This window comes from Gaiella sp. (genome assembly GCF_035710885.1).
Lineage (GTDB): Bacteria > Actinomycetota > Thermoleophilia > Gaiellales > Gaiellaceae > Gaiella.
In genome coordinates, this window is the sequence record NZ_DASTCS010000018.1 from 1 (window position 1) to 16,416 (window position 16,416).

Below are 16,416 nucleotides of genomic sequence, written 5' to 3' on the forward strand. Positions count from 1 at the left end.
TGCACGAGCCGTCTAACCGACGACCACTCCGAGCACGACGCCGACCGCGATCGCGGCCAACAGGCCCACGACGACGAGAACGACGAGACCGAGCATCGTCGACGGGTCGCTCTCCTGGGTTCCTGTCAGCTTCGTGCTCCCCACAGTCGCGCCCTCGGCGGCCCACAACGGGGACGCCGTACACCAGTTTCGGCGGGCTCGTCGATCGTCCTGTCGAGCATGCGGCTTGCGCGCGAGCGGGTGGCGGACGACGACGGTCGATGCCCCTGGCCACTCGAGGAGCGCGCCGATCATCGCTTGCGCCCGGAACGGGAAAGGTCGACACCAGCCGTGAGGCCGGAGTCGAAATCTCCGAGGCGTCCCGGAAGAGGCCCCCCTAGCGCCTCGTCTCACTGGACTTGACGCCGGCGACGTGGTGGAGCTCGTACGAGCCCTGGCGCGTGGGAGGTGTCCCAGCGGGCGGGTCACCGAGCACTTCGTGAACCGCCGGCATGACGTGGTTGTCGAGGTAGCTCTGCCCCTGCTCCTGCGTCTCCCAGACGTTGACGATGCGAAACACACCAGCCTCGTCGTCGAATCCGGCGAAGTGGATCAGCAGCCCTTCGGGCGCAGGCTGGTTCTCGGTCAGGCGGTCGTTCACGGCGTCGTAGTTCGAGGTGCTGCGATCGGTGATCGGGAACTCCTGGATGAACGCCACGGCCATCTCGGTCCTCCTGGTTGGGATGCAGACCATGCTATTCCTGCTCGCGGCACGCCCTTTCGCACCGCCCGCCCACGCGCGGGCTGTCCGCGGCGGAGCGCTGAGGTGATTGAGCGCTCCATGAGGGGCCGTTGAGAGCCGGGAGCGACCCTTGTCGGCGAGTCGGCCGTCACAAGGGCGGTCGCCGAGGAAGGGGGTTCGAAATGGCGGCTTACACAGGGAGGGGCGAGATGCCGACGAGATGGGCCGTGCTGGTGATCGTGGCAGTGGTAGCCGCGGCGTTGTCGGTGATGGCGGTTCCGGCGGGGGCCCTCACGCCTGTCAGGGAGAGCGGCGAGGCTTCACGCCTTCGCGTCAAGGCGGTCGGGCCGATGCTGCCGCCGGGACCTGGGCAGACGATCGGGGAGCCGCGCTACACCGTCGAGCTCGTCTCGTTCAAGGCGCTCGACGAGTCCGGCGCCGACTGGAGCGGATCGGACGAGGTGTTCGGGCTCTTCCGCTCGACTGGTGGTTACAGCGTCAGGACTGTGAAGCAGGGCGATGTCGACTCCGGCAACAGCCGTGCGTTCGGGAGCCAGGAACGCTGTCTGACTCGACAGCGAGTCCTCTCGGGGAGCGCGGATCGGGGCTGGCTGATCGCTCCGGACGGCACTCGCTGGGACTGTGACCCGCGCGGGGTGCCGGCGCCGATCGGATTGCGGCTCGAGCTCTTCGAAGACGATGGCTGCAACCCGTTCTTCCCCTCCTGTTTCAACACCTACTCCCCACCGGTTCGCGACCCGGCCGACGACCTCATCGGGCGAGCCGAGCCGACGTACAGCGCCGGCGAGCTCGCGAGTCGGCTTCGACGCGTGGGCGACGCCTACGTGACCGGGTTCACCCTCGGCGGGCCGTGCGGGCACCAGCCTCCGGGCCACGTCTGCGGGGTCGGTCCATTCACTGCCACCGGGCCGGAGTACAGACTGACCATCGTCATTCGACGGGTCAACGACGCCCGGCCGGTCGCCACGGAGTGAGCGGTTGGGCAATCGACTGACCGATTCCGCGATCACGAACGCCGGTCAGGTCGTGACGAAAGCGGCGAAGCGGGCGTCCTCAGGGGCGCCCGTTGCCCTTCGTCGGCTGCATTCCTACATCGCTACCCGCGCCGCTGCCAGGGGAACGAGTCGCCCCGGTGGTCGCCGGATCCGGGTCCCGTGAGCCCGGCTTCGAGGATCTCGCCGAGGTCGGCGACGACGAGATCGGCGCCGCGAGCGCGCAGCGCTGCCGCGTTGCCATCCTGCTCCACGGCGACGACGAGCCCGAAGCCGCCGACGCGCCCGGCGGTCACGCCGTCCGGAGTGGTCTCGAACACCGCCGTGTGGTCGGGTGCGACGTTCAGATGGCGGCACGCGGCGAGCAACATGTCGGGCGCCGGCTTCCTGTGCAACCCCTCGGCGACCATCGTCCTGCCGTCGACGCAATCCTCGATCAGCGTCGCCAGACGCACGCGCGCGAGCAGGGCCTCGGTGTGCGTGCTTCCGGACACAACGGCACAGCGCACGCCAGCGTCCTGCGCCAGCTGGAGGTAGAGACGTGCCCCGGCGTACATGCCGACGCCCTGCCGACGGAGAAGCCTCAGCAGCGCGAGGTTCTTCCGGTTGGCCAAACCGAGCACCGTCTCGCTGCCGGGTGGGTCGTCGGAACGACCTTCGGGCAGGCTGATCCCTCGGCTGGCGAGAAACCCGCGTACGGCGTCCACCCGTGACCTGCCGTGGATCAGCGTCGGGTAGTCGGCGCGTCGACTGAAGAACGCCCAGGAGCCGCCCGTCCGATCGGAGCGGCCGGAGATGAACTCGTCGAACGTCTCCTTCCAAGCATCGGCGTGGATCGCTGCGCTCGCCACCAGGACGCCGTCGACGTTGAACACGCACGCCGCTACGTCGGCCGGCAATCCGAGAAGTCGCTTGGCCTCCCGAGGTGAGGCGACCAGGCGAACGAGGGAGGACCTCGCATGTCTGTCACGGGCGAAGCCGCTCAACACGCGCACCGTCGCGGAACGCTCGTCGCTGAGGCATTGGAGCCGCTCGGAGAGCTCCCGTCCCGGGAGGTCGTGGCGCGCAGCCTGCAGCGCTCCCGATGCGGCCTCGAACGCCGCTCGCCAGGCTCCGATGAGGGACTCGAGGTCGACTCGATCGTCGGGCAAGTACCGATCGTGCCATCGGTGTCACGCGCTTCCGTGACACGAGCGCTTCCGGGCACGACGCCGTACCCGCTCCACGTCTCGCGTGCCTGTGGGATCCGTGCCTCGGGCGCGGTCGGGTTCGAAACCGGCCGAACGCCGCGCCCGCCGTCGGTTCGACACAGGTCCCGACGGGGTCCCGGCGGACGGGTCGCTGTGGCTGGCGGGCTGCACGCTGCTCGACGTCGGGCGCCGATCCTGGAGAATGTCCGTGCATGCGGCGCGAACGAGTCGCGTCGTCGATCGCAAGGAGGCTTACCGCTATGGCATACGCACGCGTCGTGACGTTCGAAGGCGTCGGCAAGGACCGCATCGAGGAGATGCGCCGCGAGATGCAGGAGGGAGATCCGCCCGAGGGCCTACCGGCGAAGGAGATCATCGTGCTGCACGACGCGGAGGCCGAGAAGTCCGTCGCGATCGTGTTCTTCGACACCGAGGACGACTACCGCCAGGGCGACGAGGTACTGAACGCGATGCCTGCCGGCGACACTCCGGGCCGCCGCACGTCGGTCGCCAAGTACGAGGTGCCGATCCGGATGACCATGTGAGATCTGTTCTTCGACGTCACCTGACGGAGGGGCTCCCGGTGCCTCGAACGGACGAGGGGGCCCGTGGTGGTCACGTCTGTTCGTCTCGGTAGACGGGTGATTGCACGGCCGGGAGCTCCCTGACGACCGATCTACGTGTCGTGGGGCGGAAGGAACGTGTCGGTCTCGTAGCTGTGCAGCACGGCCGACGTGTGCATTCCGGCGTGCGCAAGCGGTGCTCCGATCGGGTTGAGCGTCACGAGCGTCGGGACGCCCCACACCAGGTCACCGGTGATCGGCTTCGTGATCTTGTCCGAGCGGAAGTCGCTGTAGCCCGCGTGGTACACGGCGGTCATCCCGACGGAGGCCACCAGCGCAACCGCTGCGATCGCGAGTTTCCCCACGAGGCTGCGATCGAGCCGCGTTCCCGCCAGTGCGGCGAACACGACGAGGATCGGGAACACCGACAGGAGAAGCCCGTCGGTCACGCCGTAGACGACCCCGCGCCATGCGACAGCGGCGACGAGGTCGACGCCCTCCGGGCGGGCGGTCGCATCCTCGGTTCGAACCACCATCAGCGCAAGGAGCCCCGCGAACGCGAGGCCGAGCGTGAGAGCGAGAGGCCAGCGGCGCCTGCATGCTGCGACCAGGTCGTAACCGGTCGATCGCGACCAGACCGCGAACAGGCCGATCACCGACAGCGCGTACAGCCCGTAGAACACGTCGCGGTTGATGTCGAGGACATCCGCGAGCAGAAAGGGCACGGCGAATGCCACAACGAACCCGCCTGCGAGCCAGGTCCAATGGACCGACGCCGCGAGCCCGGTGTCAGCATGCCCTTGCGCACGCGGCCCGGCTGCATGGGTGCTCATGGTCGTACCTCCTTCCCCTCCAGCCTGACGGCACTGACGCCCTCACACATCCGTAGAGAGCCCCGAACCTCCCTTCGGCAATTGCCGTACGCCGTGCGCCTGGAAGCACGGCGATAGGCTCGCCGGCGTGGACGGGGCCGTCGTGGAGCGCTACCTCCGGCTGGGGCTGCAGCTCGGTCGTCACGTCGACGGGATCGTCGACGCCTACTTCGGCCCTCCGGAGCTGGCCGCGGCCGTCGAGGCGGAGCCGGCGGCCGAGCCGCGGGAGCTCGTCTCCTCCGCAGAAGCCCTGCTCGACGAGCTCGAGGAAGGCTGGCTACGCGACCAGGTCGTCGGCCTGCGCACCTACGCCGGCGTCCTGGCCGGCGAGCCCGGCTCGTACGCCGACGAGGTCGAGGGCTGCTACGGCATCCGGCCGGTCTTCACCCACGAAGACGTCTTCACCGCCGCGCACGAGCAGCTCGAGGCGCTGCTCCCGGGCGATGGGCCGCTGGGCGAGCGCCACGCGCGCTGGGAGCAGTCGATCCGCGTCCCCACGGAGCAGATCGAGCGTACGATCGCCGCGGTCATCGAGGAGGCCCGCGTCTGGACGCGCAGGCTCGTCGGCCTGCCGGACGGCGAGGGAGTCGACCTGGAGATCGTGCGCGACGAGCCCTGGCTGGCATTCTGCAGCTACCTCGGCGACCTCCGAAGCCGGATCGAAGTCAACGTCACCCTGCCGATGTCGGCGATCGAGCTGCTCGTCCTCACGCTGCACGAGACGTACCCCGGCCACCACGCGGAGCGCTGCTGCAAGGAGCGCGTGCTCGTGCGCGATCGCGGGCTGCTCGAGGAGACGCTGGTGCTGGTGCCCACGCCGCAGTCACTCGTCTCGGAGGGAATCGCAAAGCTCGCGCCCGAGATGCTGCTCGAGGCCGACAGCGGGGCGGCGCTCGCCGCGGTCGTCCACGATGCCGGCATCGATCTCGATCTCGCCCACGCTCTCGCCGTCGGGCGAGCCCTCGAGCCGTGCGGGTGGGCGGATGTCAACGCGGCACTCATGCTGCACGAGGACGGGGCGCGCGAGAGGGAGGTGCAGGCGTATCTCGAGCGCTGGGGGCTGATGACCCCGGAGCTCGCAGCGCATGTGATCCGCTTCCTCCAGGAGCCGACGTCGCGGAGCTACATCCTCACCTACAAGGCCGGACTCGAGCTTTCTCGCGCGTACGTGGCCGGCGAGCCGGAGCGCTTCCGCCGCCTGCTGACCGAACAGGTCCGCGTCGGCGACCTGCTCGAGGCCGGAGGGGGAGGCGCTCCGACGTCGTCCGGTGTGTGAACGTCGCGACGCGCGCTAGCTGCTGGTCGCGGGCGCGGTCCCCTCGACCCCGGCCTCCCGAAGGGAGAGCTCGGCGGCCTTGTCCCAGCTCTGGGCGATCTTCTCGGCCATCGCCTCTTCCTCCAGGCGATTCACCCGTGCGACCTGCGCCGTCTCCTCGTCGCCGGCACGCCTCGCGACCCGCTCCAGGAGCTCGTAGCTCGCGATCTCCATGTGCTCGGTGGCAAACCCGTCTCTCGCGTTCCTCCCCGCCTTCTCGCCCCTCGCCATGTCGAGCACGCCCTTCATCAGCGCGCCGACGATTCCGGTCGCCTCCTTCACCATCGACGGCGACGCGTCGTGTGCCTCGAGCCGGGTCTTCAGGCGCACGGCCTGCTGCTCCGTCTCGTGCTTGTGCTGCTGGAGGTGCTGCTTCATCGCGGGGTCCTCGCTCGTCTCGATCATCCTGTCGAGCATCCGCAGGACGTTCTGCTCCATCGCGTACGCCTCGTCGATGTGCTTGACGAGCTGCTCGGTCACCGTCGTCATCGGTCGTCCTCCTCGTCGTGTCGGGCGCGTCTACCCGGCGAGGTGGACGCGAAAACACGTCAGCGCCGGACCCGCTACCCGGAGCTCGCGGTCTCGTCGTGCGGCGCCCCGACCGGCTTCGACTCGGGCGAGCCGCGCTGTCGGAGGTAGATCGTGAACACCGCCATCGTGCCGACCGCGAGGAACTCCGACTGCCAGTTCTGCAGGGTGCGCTCCCAGAAGTCAGGGTCGATCAGGTAGCGGCCCCACGAGACCGTCTGCTCTTCGTGCTCGATCTGCTCGGCATTGAACATGCGCCAGTTGTTCAGCGACTGGGAGAGCCACGTCAGCAGGAAGATCGCGGCCATGACGAGCAGGAGCGAGTTCTCGTACACGCGCGTCCGCAGCCCGCCGACTCTGGCCCAGAGCGGTGAGTCGTGGCCCGCGTGGCGCCCCACGCGCTGCTCCTCGTCGGTCTCGAGCCCGACGTCCTCCAGCTTCTTCGACTCGTTCGAGCCCCTCTGCACGAGCCACACCGTGACGCCGATGAAGAGGGCGAACTGGAGGAACTCGGACTGCCAGTTCTCCATCACCGCGCCCCAGAAGCTCGCGGAGCGGACGTATCCCCACCAGGAGACCGCCGACTCGCCGTGCTCGACCTGCTCGGCGTTGTACGCGTGCTGGCCGGCGAACGACTGCGCGACGATCGCCGCCAGGAAGATCGACAGGAAGAAGACGGAGAGGCCGTTCTCCTTGAGATGCCTCGTCATGCAGCCGTGATCGCGACGCCGAGCGCCGCGAGAAGGCCGGCGACGATGATCGCGCAGTAGGTCGCGAAGACGACTGCCACGGCATCGGTGATTCCCGTGGCCGCCCGCGCAGAAACGCCGGCGTTTGGCGATGGCGCGCGGTGGAATACTCGTTCCATGCGCGAGGTTCTCGTCGTCTCGGCCTTTCTCAGCCTGATGGGCGTCGTCGTCTGGATCGGCCTCTTGCTCTGGGCCGCCCGCGAGGACGGCCGCGACCAGCGGCGGCGCGAAAGCGACCTCCCTCGGCCGCGGTGACCGCGGCGGCGCTGAAGAGCCGCTAGCCGGCGACGAGCCTGAGCGCGGCCGCCTCGACCTCGTCCTCGGTGAGGAGCACGAGCCGGGCGGCGTCGCCGAGCGGGACGAAGGAGTCCTTGCTCGACACGCGCGCGAGCCTGCCGTCGTAGCCCGCGTCGAGCAGCTCGGCGACGACCCCCTCCCCCACGCCGCCGGTGCGGCGCGTCTCGTCGACGACGAGCGTCATTCCGGTGACGGAGGCCTCGCGGAGGACCTCCTCCAGCGGGAGCGGCGCGAGCCACCGCAGGTCGACGATGCTGACTCCGACCCCATGCTCGCGCAGGCGCCTCGCGGTGCGGAGCGACAGGTACAGCCCGTTGCCCCAGGTCACGATCGTCAGGTCTGTGCCGCCGCGGTGCGTGTATGCGGCGCCGACCGGCACGTGCTCGGCAGCGGGGGACCCGAGCCAGAGCTCGTCGCCCTCCTCGTACAGGTCTCTGGTGTGGTAGAGCGCGATCGGCTCGAGGAACACGCAGACGCTCCCGTCCGCCTTTGCGGCCGCGACGCACGTACGGAGCATCGCCGCGGCGTCCCCGGGGCGGGCCGGCGAGGCGATCACGAGCCCCGGGATGTCCCGGAGCACGCCGACGCCGTTGTCGTTGTGGAAGTGACCGCCGAAGCCCTTCTGGTAGCCGTAGCCCTGGATCCGCACGACCATCCCGTTCCGGTACGCCCCCTGTGAGAAGAACTGGAGAGTGGCCGCCTCGCCCCGGAGCTGGTCCTCGGCGTTGTGGAGGTACGCGAGGTACTGGATTTCGGGAATCGGGACGAGCCCGGAGATCGCCGTACCGAGTGCGAGCCCGAGGATGGTCGTCTCGTCGAGCAGCGTGTCGAACACGCGCCGCTCGCCGAAGCGACCCTGCAACCCCCGCGTGACGCCGTAGACGCCGCCCTTGAGCCCGACGTCCTCGCCGAACACGAGCGCCTCCGGGTGCCTGGTGAGCGCGTCGGCGAGCGCCGCGTCGATCGACTGGGCCAACGTGAGGCGCTCCTCGGTCACCCCTCCCGTCTCCGCCAGCGACTCCACCGCGGCGGGGTCGCGAGGGGCGAGCGGCCGCATGACCTCCTCGGCCGTCGCGAGCTGAGGACGCGTCGTTGCCTCGAGAGCGCGGTCGCGAATGCGCGTGCGCGCCTCGAGATACTCGTCCGCCAACTCCTCGCCGGCGCGCGCTCCCGACGCCGCGAGCCAGCGGCCCGTCGCCAGCACCGGGTCACGCTCGAGGTCGGCGCGGATCTCCGGTGCCGGTCGGTAGGCGGTCTCCAGGTCTGCGCCCGCGTGGCTCAGGTAGCGCACGGTTCGCAGGTGGAGCACGGCGGGATGGCGATGCTCGCGCACCCACGAGGCGAGCTCCTTCGCCGTCTCGAACGCCTGTGCCGGATCGTGACCGTCCGCCCGTTCGACGGCCAGCTCAGGCCGTCCGTGCAGCGACTGCTCGACCCATCCCTCCGGGGTCGGCACGCTGATCCCGAGCCCGTTGTCCTCGCACACGAAAAGCAGCGGCAGCGGCTCTCCGCGGTAAGCGAAGTGGGCCGCGGCGTTGAGCGCTGACTGTGCCGTCGCGTGATTGAGGGAGGCGTCGCCGAACGAGCACACGACGACCGCGTCGCGCGGCCACTCGGATTCGAGGTCGAGCTCTCCTGCCCGCTCGATCGCGAAGGCGATGCCGACCGCGCGGGGCAGGTGTGACGCGATCGTGGACGTCTGCGGGATGACGGCGAGGTCGCGGTTGCCGAACACCTTGTGCCGTCCGCCCGCGATCGGCTCGTCGGCGGCCGCGGCCATGCCGAGGAGGACGTCCCAGACGCCGTCGTGGCCCACCTGACCCGCCCGGGCGAGGTAGAAGCCCCCCGAGCGGTAGTGGAGGAGCGCCGGATCGGTCGGTCGGGTCGCGAGTGCGACGAGGGCGTTCGACTCGTGCCCCGCGGAGCCGATCGTGTAGAAGCCGAGCTTCTGCGCCTGCAGCCAGCGTGCGGCGTGGTCGATTGCGCGGCTCTCCACCTGGGCGCGCCACGCGACGTCGGCCGCCGCAGGCGGCGCCTCGCCCGCCGAGGAGCGCTCCAGCGAGCGCAACCGCTCGACCAGGTGCTGCTCGAGTGGGTCGAGATCGGCGCTCATCGGCCGGTTGACGCTACCGGGTGAACCGTTCACATGAACCACCACACGGGGGATGCGGCGAGCACGACGCGGTGACGATCCTCTGTGCAGGCCGATCGAGATGGTCGTCGCGCGGGCCGCAGCGCCGGCGACCCGATCGGTCCCCCATGCGAGGGGCGTGGTCGCCAGGCCGCGTCCCTCGTCATGGCTACCCGTGGGTACGCGTCACTACCCCCGAAGGTACGCGTCGTCGCCGCGGATCCAGTCCTCGCGGCGCGGTGCGAACACGTCGAGCACCACGGAGTCCTCGAGCGCGTCGACGCGATGCGGTATGCCGCCCGCGATGAGCACGCTCTCCCCCGGCCCGACCTCCCGCTCCTCGCCGCCCAGATGGAATCGGAGCCTCCCGGAGAGAACCGTCGCGATCTGCTCGTTCGGGTGCGCGTGCTCGGGGACGACCGCGCCGGCGCCGAGGATGATCCGCGCGAGGGTCATCTCGTCCCCGTTCAGCACCGCGCGCCCGATGAGCGGGCTCAGCTGCTCGACGGGCTCGTCTGACCAGCGACGGACGTCCACGCGAGCAGTCTACGACGCACGGCCGCCGTCTCGTAAGCTCGCGAGGGCAGGAACCTGCGGAAGAGGAGCCCGAATTGGGCCATACCGTCGTCGACGTCGCCGACATCCCCTACGTCTGGGGGACGTTCAAGTTCGTTCGCCACCATCTCGGCGCGACGGCCTTCGGCTTCGCGCAGATCGACTTCCCGCCGGGCAGGGTGGGCTCGGAGCACGACGAGGTAGTGTCGCGCCAGGAGGAGGTGTACGTCACGCTCGTCGGCGGCGGGACCCTCGAGGTGGACGGCGAGGTCGTCGAGATGAAGCCCGGGCGCTACGTCCTCGTGCCGCCGGAGTCGAGGCGACGCCCCACGGCGGGCCCGGACGGGATGTCGTTCCTCGTGATCGGCGGCGTCCCCGGCGACGTGTACCAGCCCCGGGCCCCACCCGACGAATGATCGTCCGGATCGTCCTCTGGCGGCTGGACGAGGCAAGCCCGTCCTTCGTCGAACTGCAGGAGCGCCTCGAGCAGCTCGAGCCGCTTCCGCCGCCGAGCATCCTGCTCGTGAACGAGGCCGCGGAGCGTGTGGGGGTGCTCCTCGTCGCCGACGAGGAGGAGCCGCCTCCCGCCCAGCTCGAGCACCTCCGCGAGCTGATCGGGCGGGATCCCGACCTGTACGAGGAGTTCGACACGCTCTGAGCGCCTCTCTCAGCGGCGAACGAGGTTCCGCGCGAGGAAGGCGAGGTTGGCGGGCCGCTCGGCCAGGCGCCGCATCAGGTACGGGTACCACTCCGGGCCGTAGGGCGTGGCCACGCGGACCGTGTGGCCGCGCCGGACCAGCTCGAGCTGGAGCGCCGGTCGCACGCCGTAGAGCATCTGCAGCTCGAAGCGGTCACGCGCGATGCCCTCTCGCTCCGCGAAGTCGATGCAGTGGTCGAGAAGGCGCTCGTCGTGGGTCGCGACCGCGGCATACGCCCCACCCCGCAGCGCGGTCTCCACGAGCCGGACGAACGCCGCGTCGACGTCGGGCTTGGCGGCATGGGCGATCTCCGGCGGCTCGAGGTAGGCGCCCTTGACGAAGCGGAGGTTCGGCTGGAGCGGAAGGAGCGACTCGAGGTCGCCCTGGCTGCGATAGAGGTAGGACTGCAGCACCGTGCCGACGCGGACGTGCCCCGCGTCGCGCAGCCGGCGGTAGATGCGGAGGGTCGCGTCGACGACGCTCGACTGCTCCATGTCGATCCGCACGAAGCTCTGGAGCCGTTCGGCGACCCGGACGACTCGCTCGACGTTCGTGTACGCGAGCTCCTCGTCGAGCTCCAGCCCGAGGTGCGTGAGCTTGAGCGCGACGTTGACCGGCAGCCGCTCGGCGTGGAGCCGCCCGAGGATCCGGCCGTACTCGTCCGCCACGGCCTCGGCTTCTCCTCGGTCGCGCACGCTCTCACCGAGCAGCGTCGTGTTCGCCTGCAGGCCCTGCGCAGCGAGCCGCCTGAGGACAACGACGCACTCGTCGAGCCTCTCGCCGGCGACGAAGCGAGCCGCGCCGAGACGCATCCCGTAGCGGCGCATGAACCGCTTGACGTGCCTGTCGTCGGCGGCGCGGAGGATCACCCCGCGCAGCGCCCCGTTCGCCCGGGAGGCGGCGCTCACGCGGCGCGCACCCCGACCTCCTGCGCGAGCCATCTCTCCAGGGCGGCCACCTCGCGCGCATCGAGATCGCGGAGCGGAGCTCTCACGTCCGGCCGGAGCGGGACGCCTTTCCAGCCCACGACGCGCTTCAGCGCAGCGTGGCGCGGGAACGACTCGATCCGCGACCGGAGCTCCCCGAGCCGGGCCGCCCCGTCCTCGGTGGGCTCTCGCACGACCGCCGCGACCTCCTCCGGGAAGGCGGACGCGAGCGCGGAGACGGCCCCGACGGCGCCTGCCTCGCGACCGCGGTGAATGAGCGCCTCGGGGCCGACGAAGATGTCGAAGCCGTCGAGCAGGTACCGCTCGAACGCATCCCAGGGCGAGTCGGAGACCTTCATGCCCGTGACGTTCTCCGCCTCCTCCCGTAGGCGCGCGAGCATCGCCGGGTCGAACGCGTATCCCGCCGTGGCGGCGAACTCGTAGACGTAGAAGGGCAGAGGCGCGCAGGCGGCCGCAGCGGCCAGCAGATGGGCCCTCTGCGCCGCAGGGTCGAGCCTGAAGTACGGGGGGCCGATCACCGCGACCGCGTCGGCGCCCGACTCCGCCGCGTGTGCGGCGAGGGCGACCGTGTCCGCCGTCGTCTGGGCGCCGCAGTGGGCGGCCACGAGGAGGCGGCCACCGAGAGCCTCGAGCCACAGCTCGAGCCCGCGTCGGCGCTCGTCGACGGAGAGGAGGACGGCCTCGCCGTTCGTCCCGAACGCGAGCACGCCGTCCAGCCCGGCACCGGCGAGGAAGTCCGCGTACGGCGCGAAGGCGGCCTCGTCGAGCCGTGTCCCGTGGTCACGCAGCGGTGTCGAGGCGGCCGCGACCGCCCCTTGCAGACGCGCCGTCAACGCAGCGGCCGCCCCTCGTGCACGCGCACGACCGTCGATGCGATCCTTCGCTTGCGGGTCGCTGATCGCTTCGCCTCCTCGATCCACTGGACGTACTCACGCCTGTGGCTGTACGAGAGCTTCGAGAACGCTTCCTTCGCCGCCGGGTCCTCCCTGAGCGCTGCGCGTAGATCGGCCGGGACCTGCACGGTGCGGGGCTCGTCGTCGAGCTCCATCGCCACCCGCACGCGGTCGGGCGCGTCGACACCGGTCGCCGCCTTCACGGCGCGGTTCACCACGATGTGGCCGACGCCGTCGTACACGCCTGGCGTGGTGCGCCACGTGTGACCGCGGATCGTGACCTTGACCGGCGGCCGGGCGCGGCCGAAGGCCTCCTCGAGGTCGAACGGCACACGGAACATCGTGGCGGTCTTCTGCACCCGCTCCAGCTGCACCGTGAAGCGCCTCGCTCCCATCGGGCGACACCTTAGGCTGTGCGTCGTGGGCGCGCTCCGCATCGAGCGAGACGGAGACGTCCTCCGCGTCACCCTCGCCCGGCCGGAGACGCGCAACGCGTTCGACGCCGCTCTCATCACCGAGCTGTCCGAGGCTTTCGTCGACGTCGGCGTCGCCCGGGCGGTGGTGCTGGCCGGGGACGGGCCGAGCTTCTGCGCGGGCGCCGACGTCGATTGGATGCGCGCGTCGGCCGACCTCGGGCTCGAGGCGAACGTCGCGGATGCGAACGCGATGCGCCGCATGTTCGAGGCCGTCGATGCGTGCCCCACGCCCGTGGTCGCGCTCGTCCAGGGCCACGCGCTGGGGGGCGGCATCGGCCTGGTCGCGTGCAGCGACATCGTGCTCGCCGAGTCGCGCGCGGTGTTCGCCTTCTCGGAGGTGAAGCTCGGGATCATCCCGGCGGTCATCTCGCCGTTCGCTCTCCGGAAGATCGGCGAAAGCGCCGCAAGGCGCTACTTCGTCACGGGGGAGCGCTTCGACGCCGCGACCGCCCTGCGGATCGGGCTCGTCCACGAGGTCATGGACGACCTCGCCGGCGGGTTGGAGAGAGTGCTCTCCGAGCTCAGGACGGCGGGGCCGCGCGCCGCCCGGCACGCGAAGCGGCTCGTCCTCGACCGGCCCGACGGCCCCGAGACGGCGCGCAGGATTGCGGAGCGGCGGACGAGCGACGAGGGGCAGGAGGGGCTGCGCGGGTTCCTCGAGCGTCGCCGTCCCTCCTGGGCACCCGAGCCCGACGACGCCGAGTTCTAAGCCGCGCGTTCCTGGAGGAACTTCTTGAGGCCGAGGTACGGGAGCACGATCGTCGCGACGAGAGCTGCGAGCCAGACGACCACCGCCGCTGCGATCCAGGTTCCGACGCCGCTGACCGAGAAGCCGTCGGAGAGCAAGTCCGTGATGATCAGGGAGGCGAGTGTCGCCACGAGCGCGACGCCGCCCAACGCCGCCGGTCCCAGCAGCCTGAGCTGAACTGCGAGGAAGGGCTGCAGCAGGGCCATGACGATCGTGAAGATGCCGACGGCGGCGAAGAACGAGACCGCGTTGATCTCGAAGCCGTCGAGGACGGCCGCTGCGACGAGGAGCCCGATTGCGTTTGCGCCCACCGCGATCGCTGTGCGTACGAGCAGGCGGATCACGAGCGCGACCCTACAGATCGACGTCAGGTCTTGCCGACGGCCTCAGGTCACGACAAGGGTCGGGCTCGCGCGCATCTCGCCCGGATCGAAGAGCCGCAGCTGCGTTCCCCTGTCGGCGCGGACGGTGCGCGTGAAGAACCCGCCGGGGGTCGTGCGGGCAGGCCCGATGCTCTTCCACGCCCCCTCGACCCGTCGCTGGAGGACGTACGGCCGGCGACCCGACCCCTGTCTGACCTGGCCCCACACCATGGTCGCCTGGCCGCGGCGGGAGACCTGGACGAGCGGCAGGGAGAAGGAGACGGAGGCCGGCTTTCGGCGGCCCGACACCGTCTCCAGTCCGCTCTGCCAGGCACCGAGGGACGGCTCGTCCCGCACGAGGTACTGGATGAGGAGATCGACGCGGCTCGCGGAGTATGCGCGCCGTTGCGCCTCGGCGACGGAGCGCGCCTGCCTGGCCCACGACACCCCGAGGATGCGGTCGGGAGGGTTCGTCTGGTAGCCGAGCTCGGTCAGCCAGATCCGCGTGCGCGAGCCGAACGCCGCACGGGTCTCCCTGAGAAGCCGCTCCAGCGTCGCCATCGAGATCGTCGTGCACCCGGCGCAGCCCCCGGTGAAGGGCGTCTCGGCGGGCGAGAGCGGGTGCGGGTGGTGCGCGTACGCGTCGAGTCGCGCGCCGGCGCGACCCATGCCCCGGATGAAGTCGACCGGAGACGTCCCGCCGGTGCTGCCGCGCGGCGCGGTCGCGCCGCCGGCGATCGACGCCCTCGGGATCACCGACTTGATCGCCGCCGCGGCCGGGTTGAGGAGCCGTGTGACGTAGAGGACCGGCGACGGCGGCTGCAGCCAGCGCCGCTGATTGGGCTCGTTCCACACGATCCACCGGCGGACCCAGGGGAACCGCTCGGCTGCGGCGCGTGCGAACCTGGCAAACGTCGCGGCCGAACGGGGCGGGACGTTTGCGGCCGCTCCTCCGTTGGCCCATGCGGGCGTGCCCCAGATCGCGACCACGGGAGTGATCCCCTCGTTTCTGAGCGCCTCCAGCAACTCGCCGTCACGAGCCCAGTCGAGGACTCCCCTCTCGGGCTCGATCTCGCGCCAGTCGAGGGTCACACGCACCGCCTGGACGCCGAGGTCACGAAGGCTTGCGACACGGTCCTCCAGCGCCCCCGGCCCGAACTCGAGCCATGCGTCGTCCGTGACGCCGACCTTCAGTCCCGGCGCCGCCGGCGCCCCCGCCGCGAGCACGAGGGCCGCTGCCACGGCAGAGCACGTGAGGAGGAGCACACGGGTCACTGCGAGCGACCCTACCCTCGGCAGGCGAGCCCGACCCGTGTCTTCAGAGCATCCTTACGAGAACCGGGGCTCGTCCGTGAAGGACCAGACGAGACGCGACGCGAGCCAGTTGACGACCGCGATCACGATGGTCGCGCCGACGTACGTCCAGAACCCGTCGATCGAGAAGTCCGGCACGACCCACTCGGTGAAGAGCAGCATCACGACGCCGACGAAGAAGTACGCGATCCCGAACGTGAGCAGGATCAGCGGGAGCGCGATGAACGTCACGAGTGGCTTGAGGAAGGCGTTCGCCAGCCCGAGGACGGCACCGGCCAACAGGATCGGCCCCCAGCGCTCGATCGCGAGACCGTCGAACGCCCAGTCGGCGACGATCAGGGCGAGGACGTTGATTCCCCACTGGACGGCGGCGGCGACGACCCAGGTCACGCGCGGGAGCCTATACCGGGTGACGGAGGAGGCGAGACGCCAGCTGATCGGCGGGGCTCGGCAACGGTCGTAGACCACGCGGCAGTTGCGGCCGCGAAGCGGCCGCCTTCAGGGATCTGCCCCCGCCCGCAGGGCGGGGATCCGAGCGGCGGGAATCCGCTCGGCGGATTCCTGCTTCGCGGGCAAGTCGGCGGAGTATGCCGCCACGGCCGTATCGCTCGCAGACGACCGCAAGGCCGCTACGCGGCAGTTGCGGCCGCGAAGCGGCCGCCTTCAGGGATCTGCCCGGCCGCAGGCGGGGATCCGAGCGGCGGATTCCGCTCCTGCGGAATCCGCCTTGCGAACAAGTTCAGAACAGCTTCTGCAGCTTGAGCGCGGCGCCCATGTCGCCGGAGATCTTCAGCTTCCCGGCCATGTAGGCGGTGGTGGCGTTCGCCTCGCCCTTCGCGATCTTGAGGAGGGTCTCCTCGCTCGCGGAGATCGTGCAGTCGGCCTCGCCCGCGCCCTCGGTGACGTCGACCGTGCCGTCTTCGACGGCGACCGTCCACTGGCCGACGCCCTCGACGTCGAACACGTACGTGTTGCTCATGCCGGCGGTCTTGGCGGGGTCGGCGCGCCCCGGCAGCTGGGCGAAGAACTCCTGTACGGTCATGC

Annotated in this window: 23 protein-coding genes; 7 read left to right on the forward strand and 16 right to left on the reverse strand. The window is 70.5% G+C overall.

Features of this window, described 5'->3' with window-relative positions:
- Positions 1–12: 12 nt before the first annotated feature.
- On the reverse strand, positions 13–294 hold the full coding sequence (locus VFO26_RS03970) for a hypothetical protein (RefSeq protein ID WP_325113587.1): 282 nt from the start codon (positions 292–294) through the stop codon (positions 13–15).
- A gap of 82 nt (positions 295–376) precedes the next feature.
- Positions 377–703, reverse strand: coding sequence for a hypothetical protein (locus VFO26_RS03975; protein WP_325113588.1), 327 nt, complete (start codon positions 701–703; stop codon positions 377–379).
- 227 nt (positions 704–930) lie between these two features.
- On the opposite strand from VFO26_RS03975, the gene VFO26_RS03980 reads away from it, so the two are divergent.
- A complete protein-coding gene (locus tag VFO26_RS03980) occupies positions 931–1,716 on the forward strand; it encodes a hypothetical protein (protein ID WP_325113589.1) in 786 nt (261 codons plus the stop codon).
- Between the two features lie 122 nt (positions 1,717–1,838).
- On the opposite strand, the gene VFO26_RS03985 is transcribed toward VFO26_RS03980, so the two are convergent.
- Positions 1,839–2,885, reverse strand: a complete 1,047-nt coding sequence (locus VFO26_RS03985; protein WP_325113590.1) for an HAD family hydrolase — start codon at positions 2,883–2,885, stop codon at positions 1,839–1,841.
- A gap of 299 nt (positions 2,886–3,184) precedes the next feature.
- Between VFO26_RS03985 and VFO26_RS03990 the strand changes: the two genes are divergently transcribed.
- Positions 3,185–3,469: a hypothetical protein gene (locus tag VFO26_RS03990; protein ID WP_325113591.1), complete on the forward strand. Its 285-nt coding sequence runs from the start codon at positions 3,185–3,187 to the stop codon at positions 3,467–3,469.
- Positions 3,470–3,600: 131 nt separating this feature from the next.
- On the opposite strand, the gene VFO26_RS03995 is transcribed toward VFO26_RS03990, so the two are convergent.
- A complete protein-coding gene (locus tag VFO26_RS03995) occupies positions 3,601–4,320 on the reverse strand; it encodes a hypothetical protein (RefSeq protein ID WP_325113592.1) in 720 nt (239 codons plus the stop codon).
- Between the two features lie 127 nt (positions 4,321–4,447).
- Here VFO26_RS03995 and VFO26_RS04000 point away from each other — a divergent pair, with 127 nt between their 5' ends.
- Positions 4,448–5,635 (forward strand): hypothetical protein, encoded by a 1,188-nt coding sequence (locus VFO26_RS04000; protein ID WP_325113593.1) that lies wholly within the window; start codon positions 4,448–4,450, stop codon positions 5,633–5,635.
- A 15-nt stretch (positions 5,636–5,650) separates the two neighbouring features.
- Here VFO26_RS04000 and VFO26_RS04005 read toward each other — a convergent pair whose 3' ends face one another.
- The 3 genes from VFO26_RS04005 to VFO26_RS04015 all read right to left on the reverse strand — a co-directional run bounded on the left by VFO26_RS04005 (position 5,651) and on the right by VFO26_RS04015 (position 7,070).
- Positions 5,651–6,163: a ferritin-like domain-containing protein gene (locus VFO26_RS04005; protein ID WP_325113594.1), complete on the reverse strand. Its 513-nt coding sequence runs from the start codon at positions 6,161–6,163 to the stop codon at positions 5,651–5,653.
- Between the two features lie 74 nt (positions 6,164–6,237).
- Positions 6,238–6,912: a DUF6766 family protein gene (locus tag VFO26_RS04010; protein ID WP_325113595.1), complete on the reverse strand. Its 675-nt coding sequence runs from the start codon at positions 6,910–6,912 to the stop codon at positions 6,238–6,240.
- Positions 6,909–7,070 (reverse strand): hypothetical protein, encoded by a 162-nt coding sequence (locus VFO26_RS04015; protein WP_325113596.1) that lies wholly within the window; start codon positions 7,068–7,070, stop codon positions 6,909–6,911. Before VFO26_RS04015 ends, VFO26_RS04010 begins: the two co-directional genes overlap by 4 nt.
- Here VFO26_RS04015 and VFO26_RS04020 point away from each other — a divergent pair.
- Entirely contained in the window at positions 7,069–7,206 is a 138-nt protein-coding gene (locus tag VFO26_RS04020; RefSeq protein WP_325113597.1) for a hypothetical protein, read from the forward strand. The genes VFO26_RS04015 and VFO26_RS04020 overlap by 2 nt on opposite strands.
- Positions 7,207–7,228: 22 nt before the next feature.
- Here the strand turns inward: VFO26_RS04020 and VFO26_RS04025 are convergent, their stop codons facing one another.
- Complete coding sequence (locus tag VFO26_RS04025) at positions 7,229–9,361, reverse strand: thiamine pyrophosphate-dependent enzyme (RefSeq protein WP_325113598.1); 2,133 nt, start codon at positions 9,359–9,361, stop codon at positions 7,229–7,231.
- A gap of 207 nt (positions 9,362–9,568) precedes the next feature.
- Positions 9,569–9,916 (reverse strand): cupin domain-containing protein, encoded by a 348-nt coding sequence (locus tag VFO26_RS04030; protein WP_325113599.1) that lies wholly within the window; start codon positions 9,914–9,916, stop codon positions 9,569–9,571.
- Between the two features lie 74 nt (positions 9,917–9,990).
- On the opposite strand from VFO26_RS04030, the gene VFO26_RS04035 reads away from it, so the two are divergent.
- Together VFO26_RS04035 and VFO26_RS04040 are read left to right on the forward strand one after the other, a co-directional pair.
- Positions 9,991–10,350 carry a cupin domain-containing protein gene (locus VFO26_RS04035; RefSeq protein ID WP_325113600.1) on the forward strand — a complete coding sequence of 120 codons (360 nt, stop codon included), beginning with the start codon at positions 9,991–9,993 and terminating at the stop codon, positions 10,348–10,350.
- Positions 10,347–10,592: a hypothetical protein gene (locus VFO26_RS04040; protein ID WP_325113601.1), complete on the forward strand. Its 246-nt coding sequence runs from the start codon at positions 10,347–10,349 to the stop codon at positions 10,590–10,592. The genes VFO26_RS04035 and VFO26_RS04040 overlap by 4 nt, the downstream gene beginning before the upstream one ends.
- Positions 10,593–10,601: 9 nt before the next feature.
- On the opposite strand, the gene VFO26_RS04045 is transcribed toward VFO26_RS04040, so the two are convergent.
- From VFO26_RS04045 to VFO26_RS04055, 3 genes are read right to left on the reverse strand one after another with little or no spacing between them, the layout of a single operon-like run.
- On the reverse strand, positions 10,602–11,540 hold the full coding sequence (locus tag VFO26_RS04045; protein WP_325113602.1) for a proline dehydrogenase family protein: 939 nt from the start codon (positions 11,538–11,540) through the stop codon (positions 10,602–10,604).
- Positions 11,537–12,412: a dihydrodipicolinate synthase family protein gene (locus VFO26_RS04050; RefSeq protein ID WP_325113603.1), complete on the reverse strand. Its 876-nt coding sequence runs from the start codon at positions 12,410–12,412 to the stop codon at positions 11,537–11,539. Before VFO26_RS04050 ends, VFO26_RS04045 begins: the two co-directional genes overlap by 4 nt.
- Positions 12,409–12,867: a YdeI/OmpD-associated family protein gene (locus tag VFO26_RS04055; RefSeq protein WP_325113604.1), complete on the reverse strand. Its 459-nt coding sequence runs from the start codon at positions 12,865–12,867 to the stop codon at positions 12,409–12,411. Before VFO26_RS04055 ends, VFO26_RS04050 begins: the two co-directional genes overlap by 4 nt.
- 25 nt (positions 12,868–12,892) lie before the next feature.
- Between VFO26_RS04055 and VFO26_RS04060 the strand changes: the two genes are divergently transcribed.
- Positions 12,893–13,657: an enoyl-CoA hydratase-related protein gene (locus VFO26_RS04060; RefSeq protein WP_325113605.1), complete on the forward strand. Its 765-nt coding sequence runs from the start codon at positions 12,893–12,895 to the stop codon at positions 13,655–13,657.
- On the opposite strand, the gene VFO26_RS04065 is transcribed toward VFO26_RS04060, so the two are convergent.
- The 4 genes from VFO26_RS04065 to VFO26_RS04080 all read right to left on the reverse strand — a co-directional run bounded on the left by VFO26_RS04065 (position 13,654) and on the right by VFO26_RS04080 (position 16,414).
- Positions 13,654–14,040 carry a phage holin family protein gene (locus VFO26_RS04065; protein WP_325113606.1) on the reverse strand — a complete coding sequence of 129 codons (387 nt, stop codon included), beginning with the start codon at positions 14,038–14,040 and terminating at the stop codon, positions 13,654–13,656. The genes VFO26_RS04060 and VFO26_RS04065 overlap by 4 nt on opposite strands.
- A 42-nt stretch (positions 14,041–14,082) precedes the next feature.
- A complete protein-coding gene (locus tag VFO26_RS04070; protein WP_325113607.1) occupies positions 14,083–15,333 on the reverse strand; it encodes a hypothetical protein in 1,251 nt (416 codons plus the stop codon).
- 54 nt (positions 15,334–15,387) lie between these two features.
- Positions 15,388–15,762 carry a phage holin family protein gene (locus VFO26_RS04075; RefSeq protein ID WP_325113608.1) on the reverse strand — a complete coding sequence of 125 codons (375 nt, stop codon included), beginning with the start codon at positions 15,760–15,762 and terminating at the stop codon, positions 15,388–15,390.
- 349 nt (positions 15,763–16,111) lie between these two features.
- Complete coding sequence (locus VFO26_RS04080; protein ID WP_325113609.1) at positions 16,112–16,414, reverse strand: SCP2 sterol-binding domain-containing protein; 303 nt, start codon at positions 16,412–16,414, stop codon at positions 16,112–16,114.
- Positions 16,415–16,416: the final 2 nt, after the last annotated feature.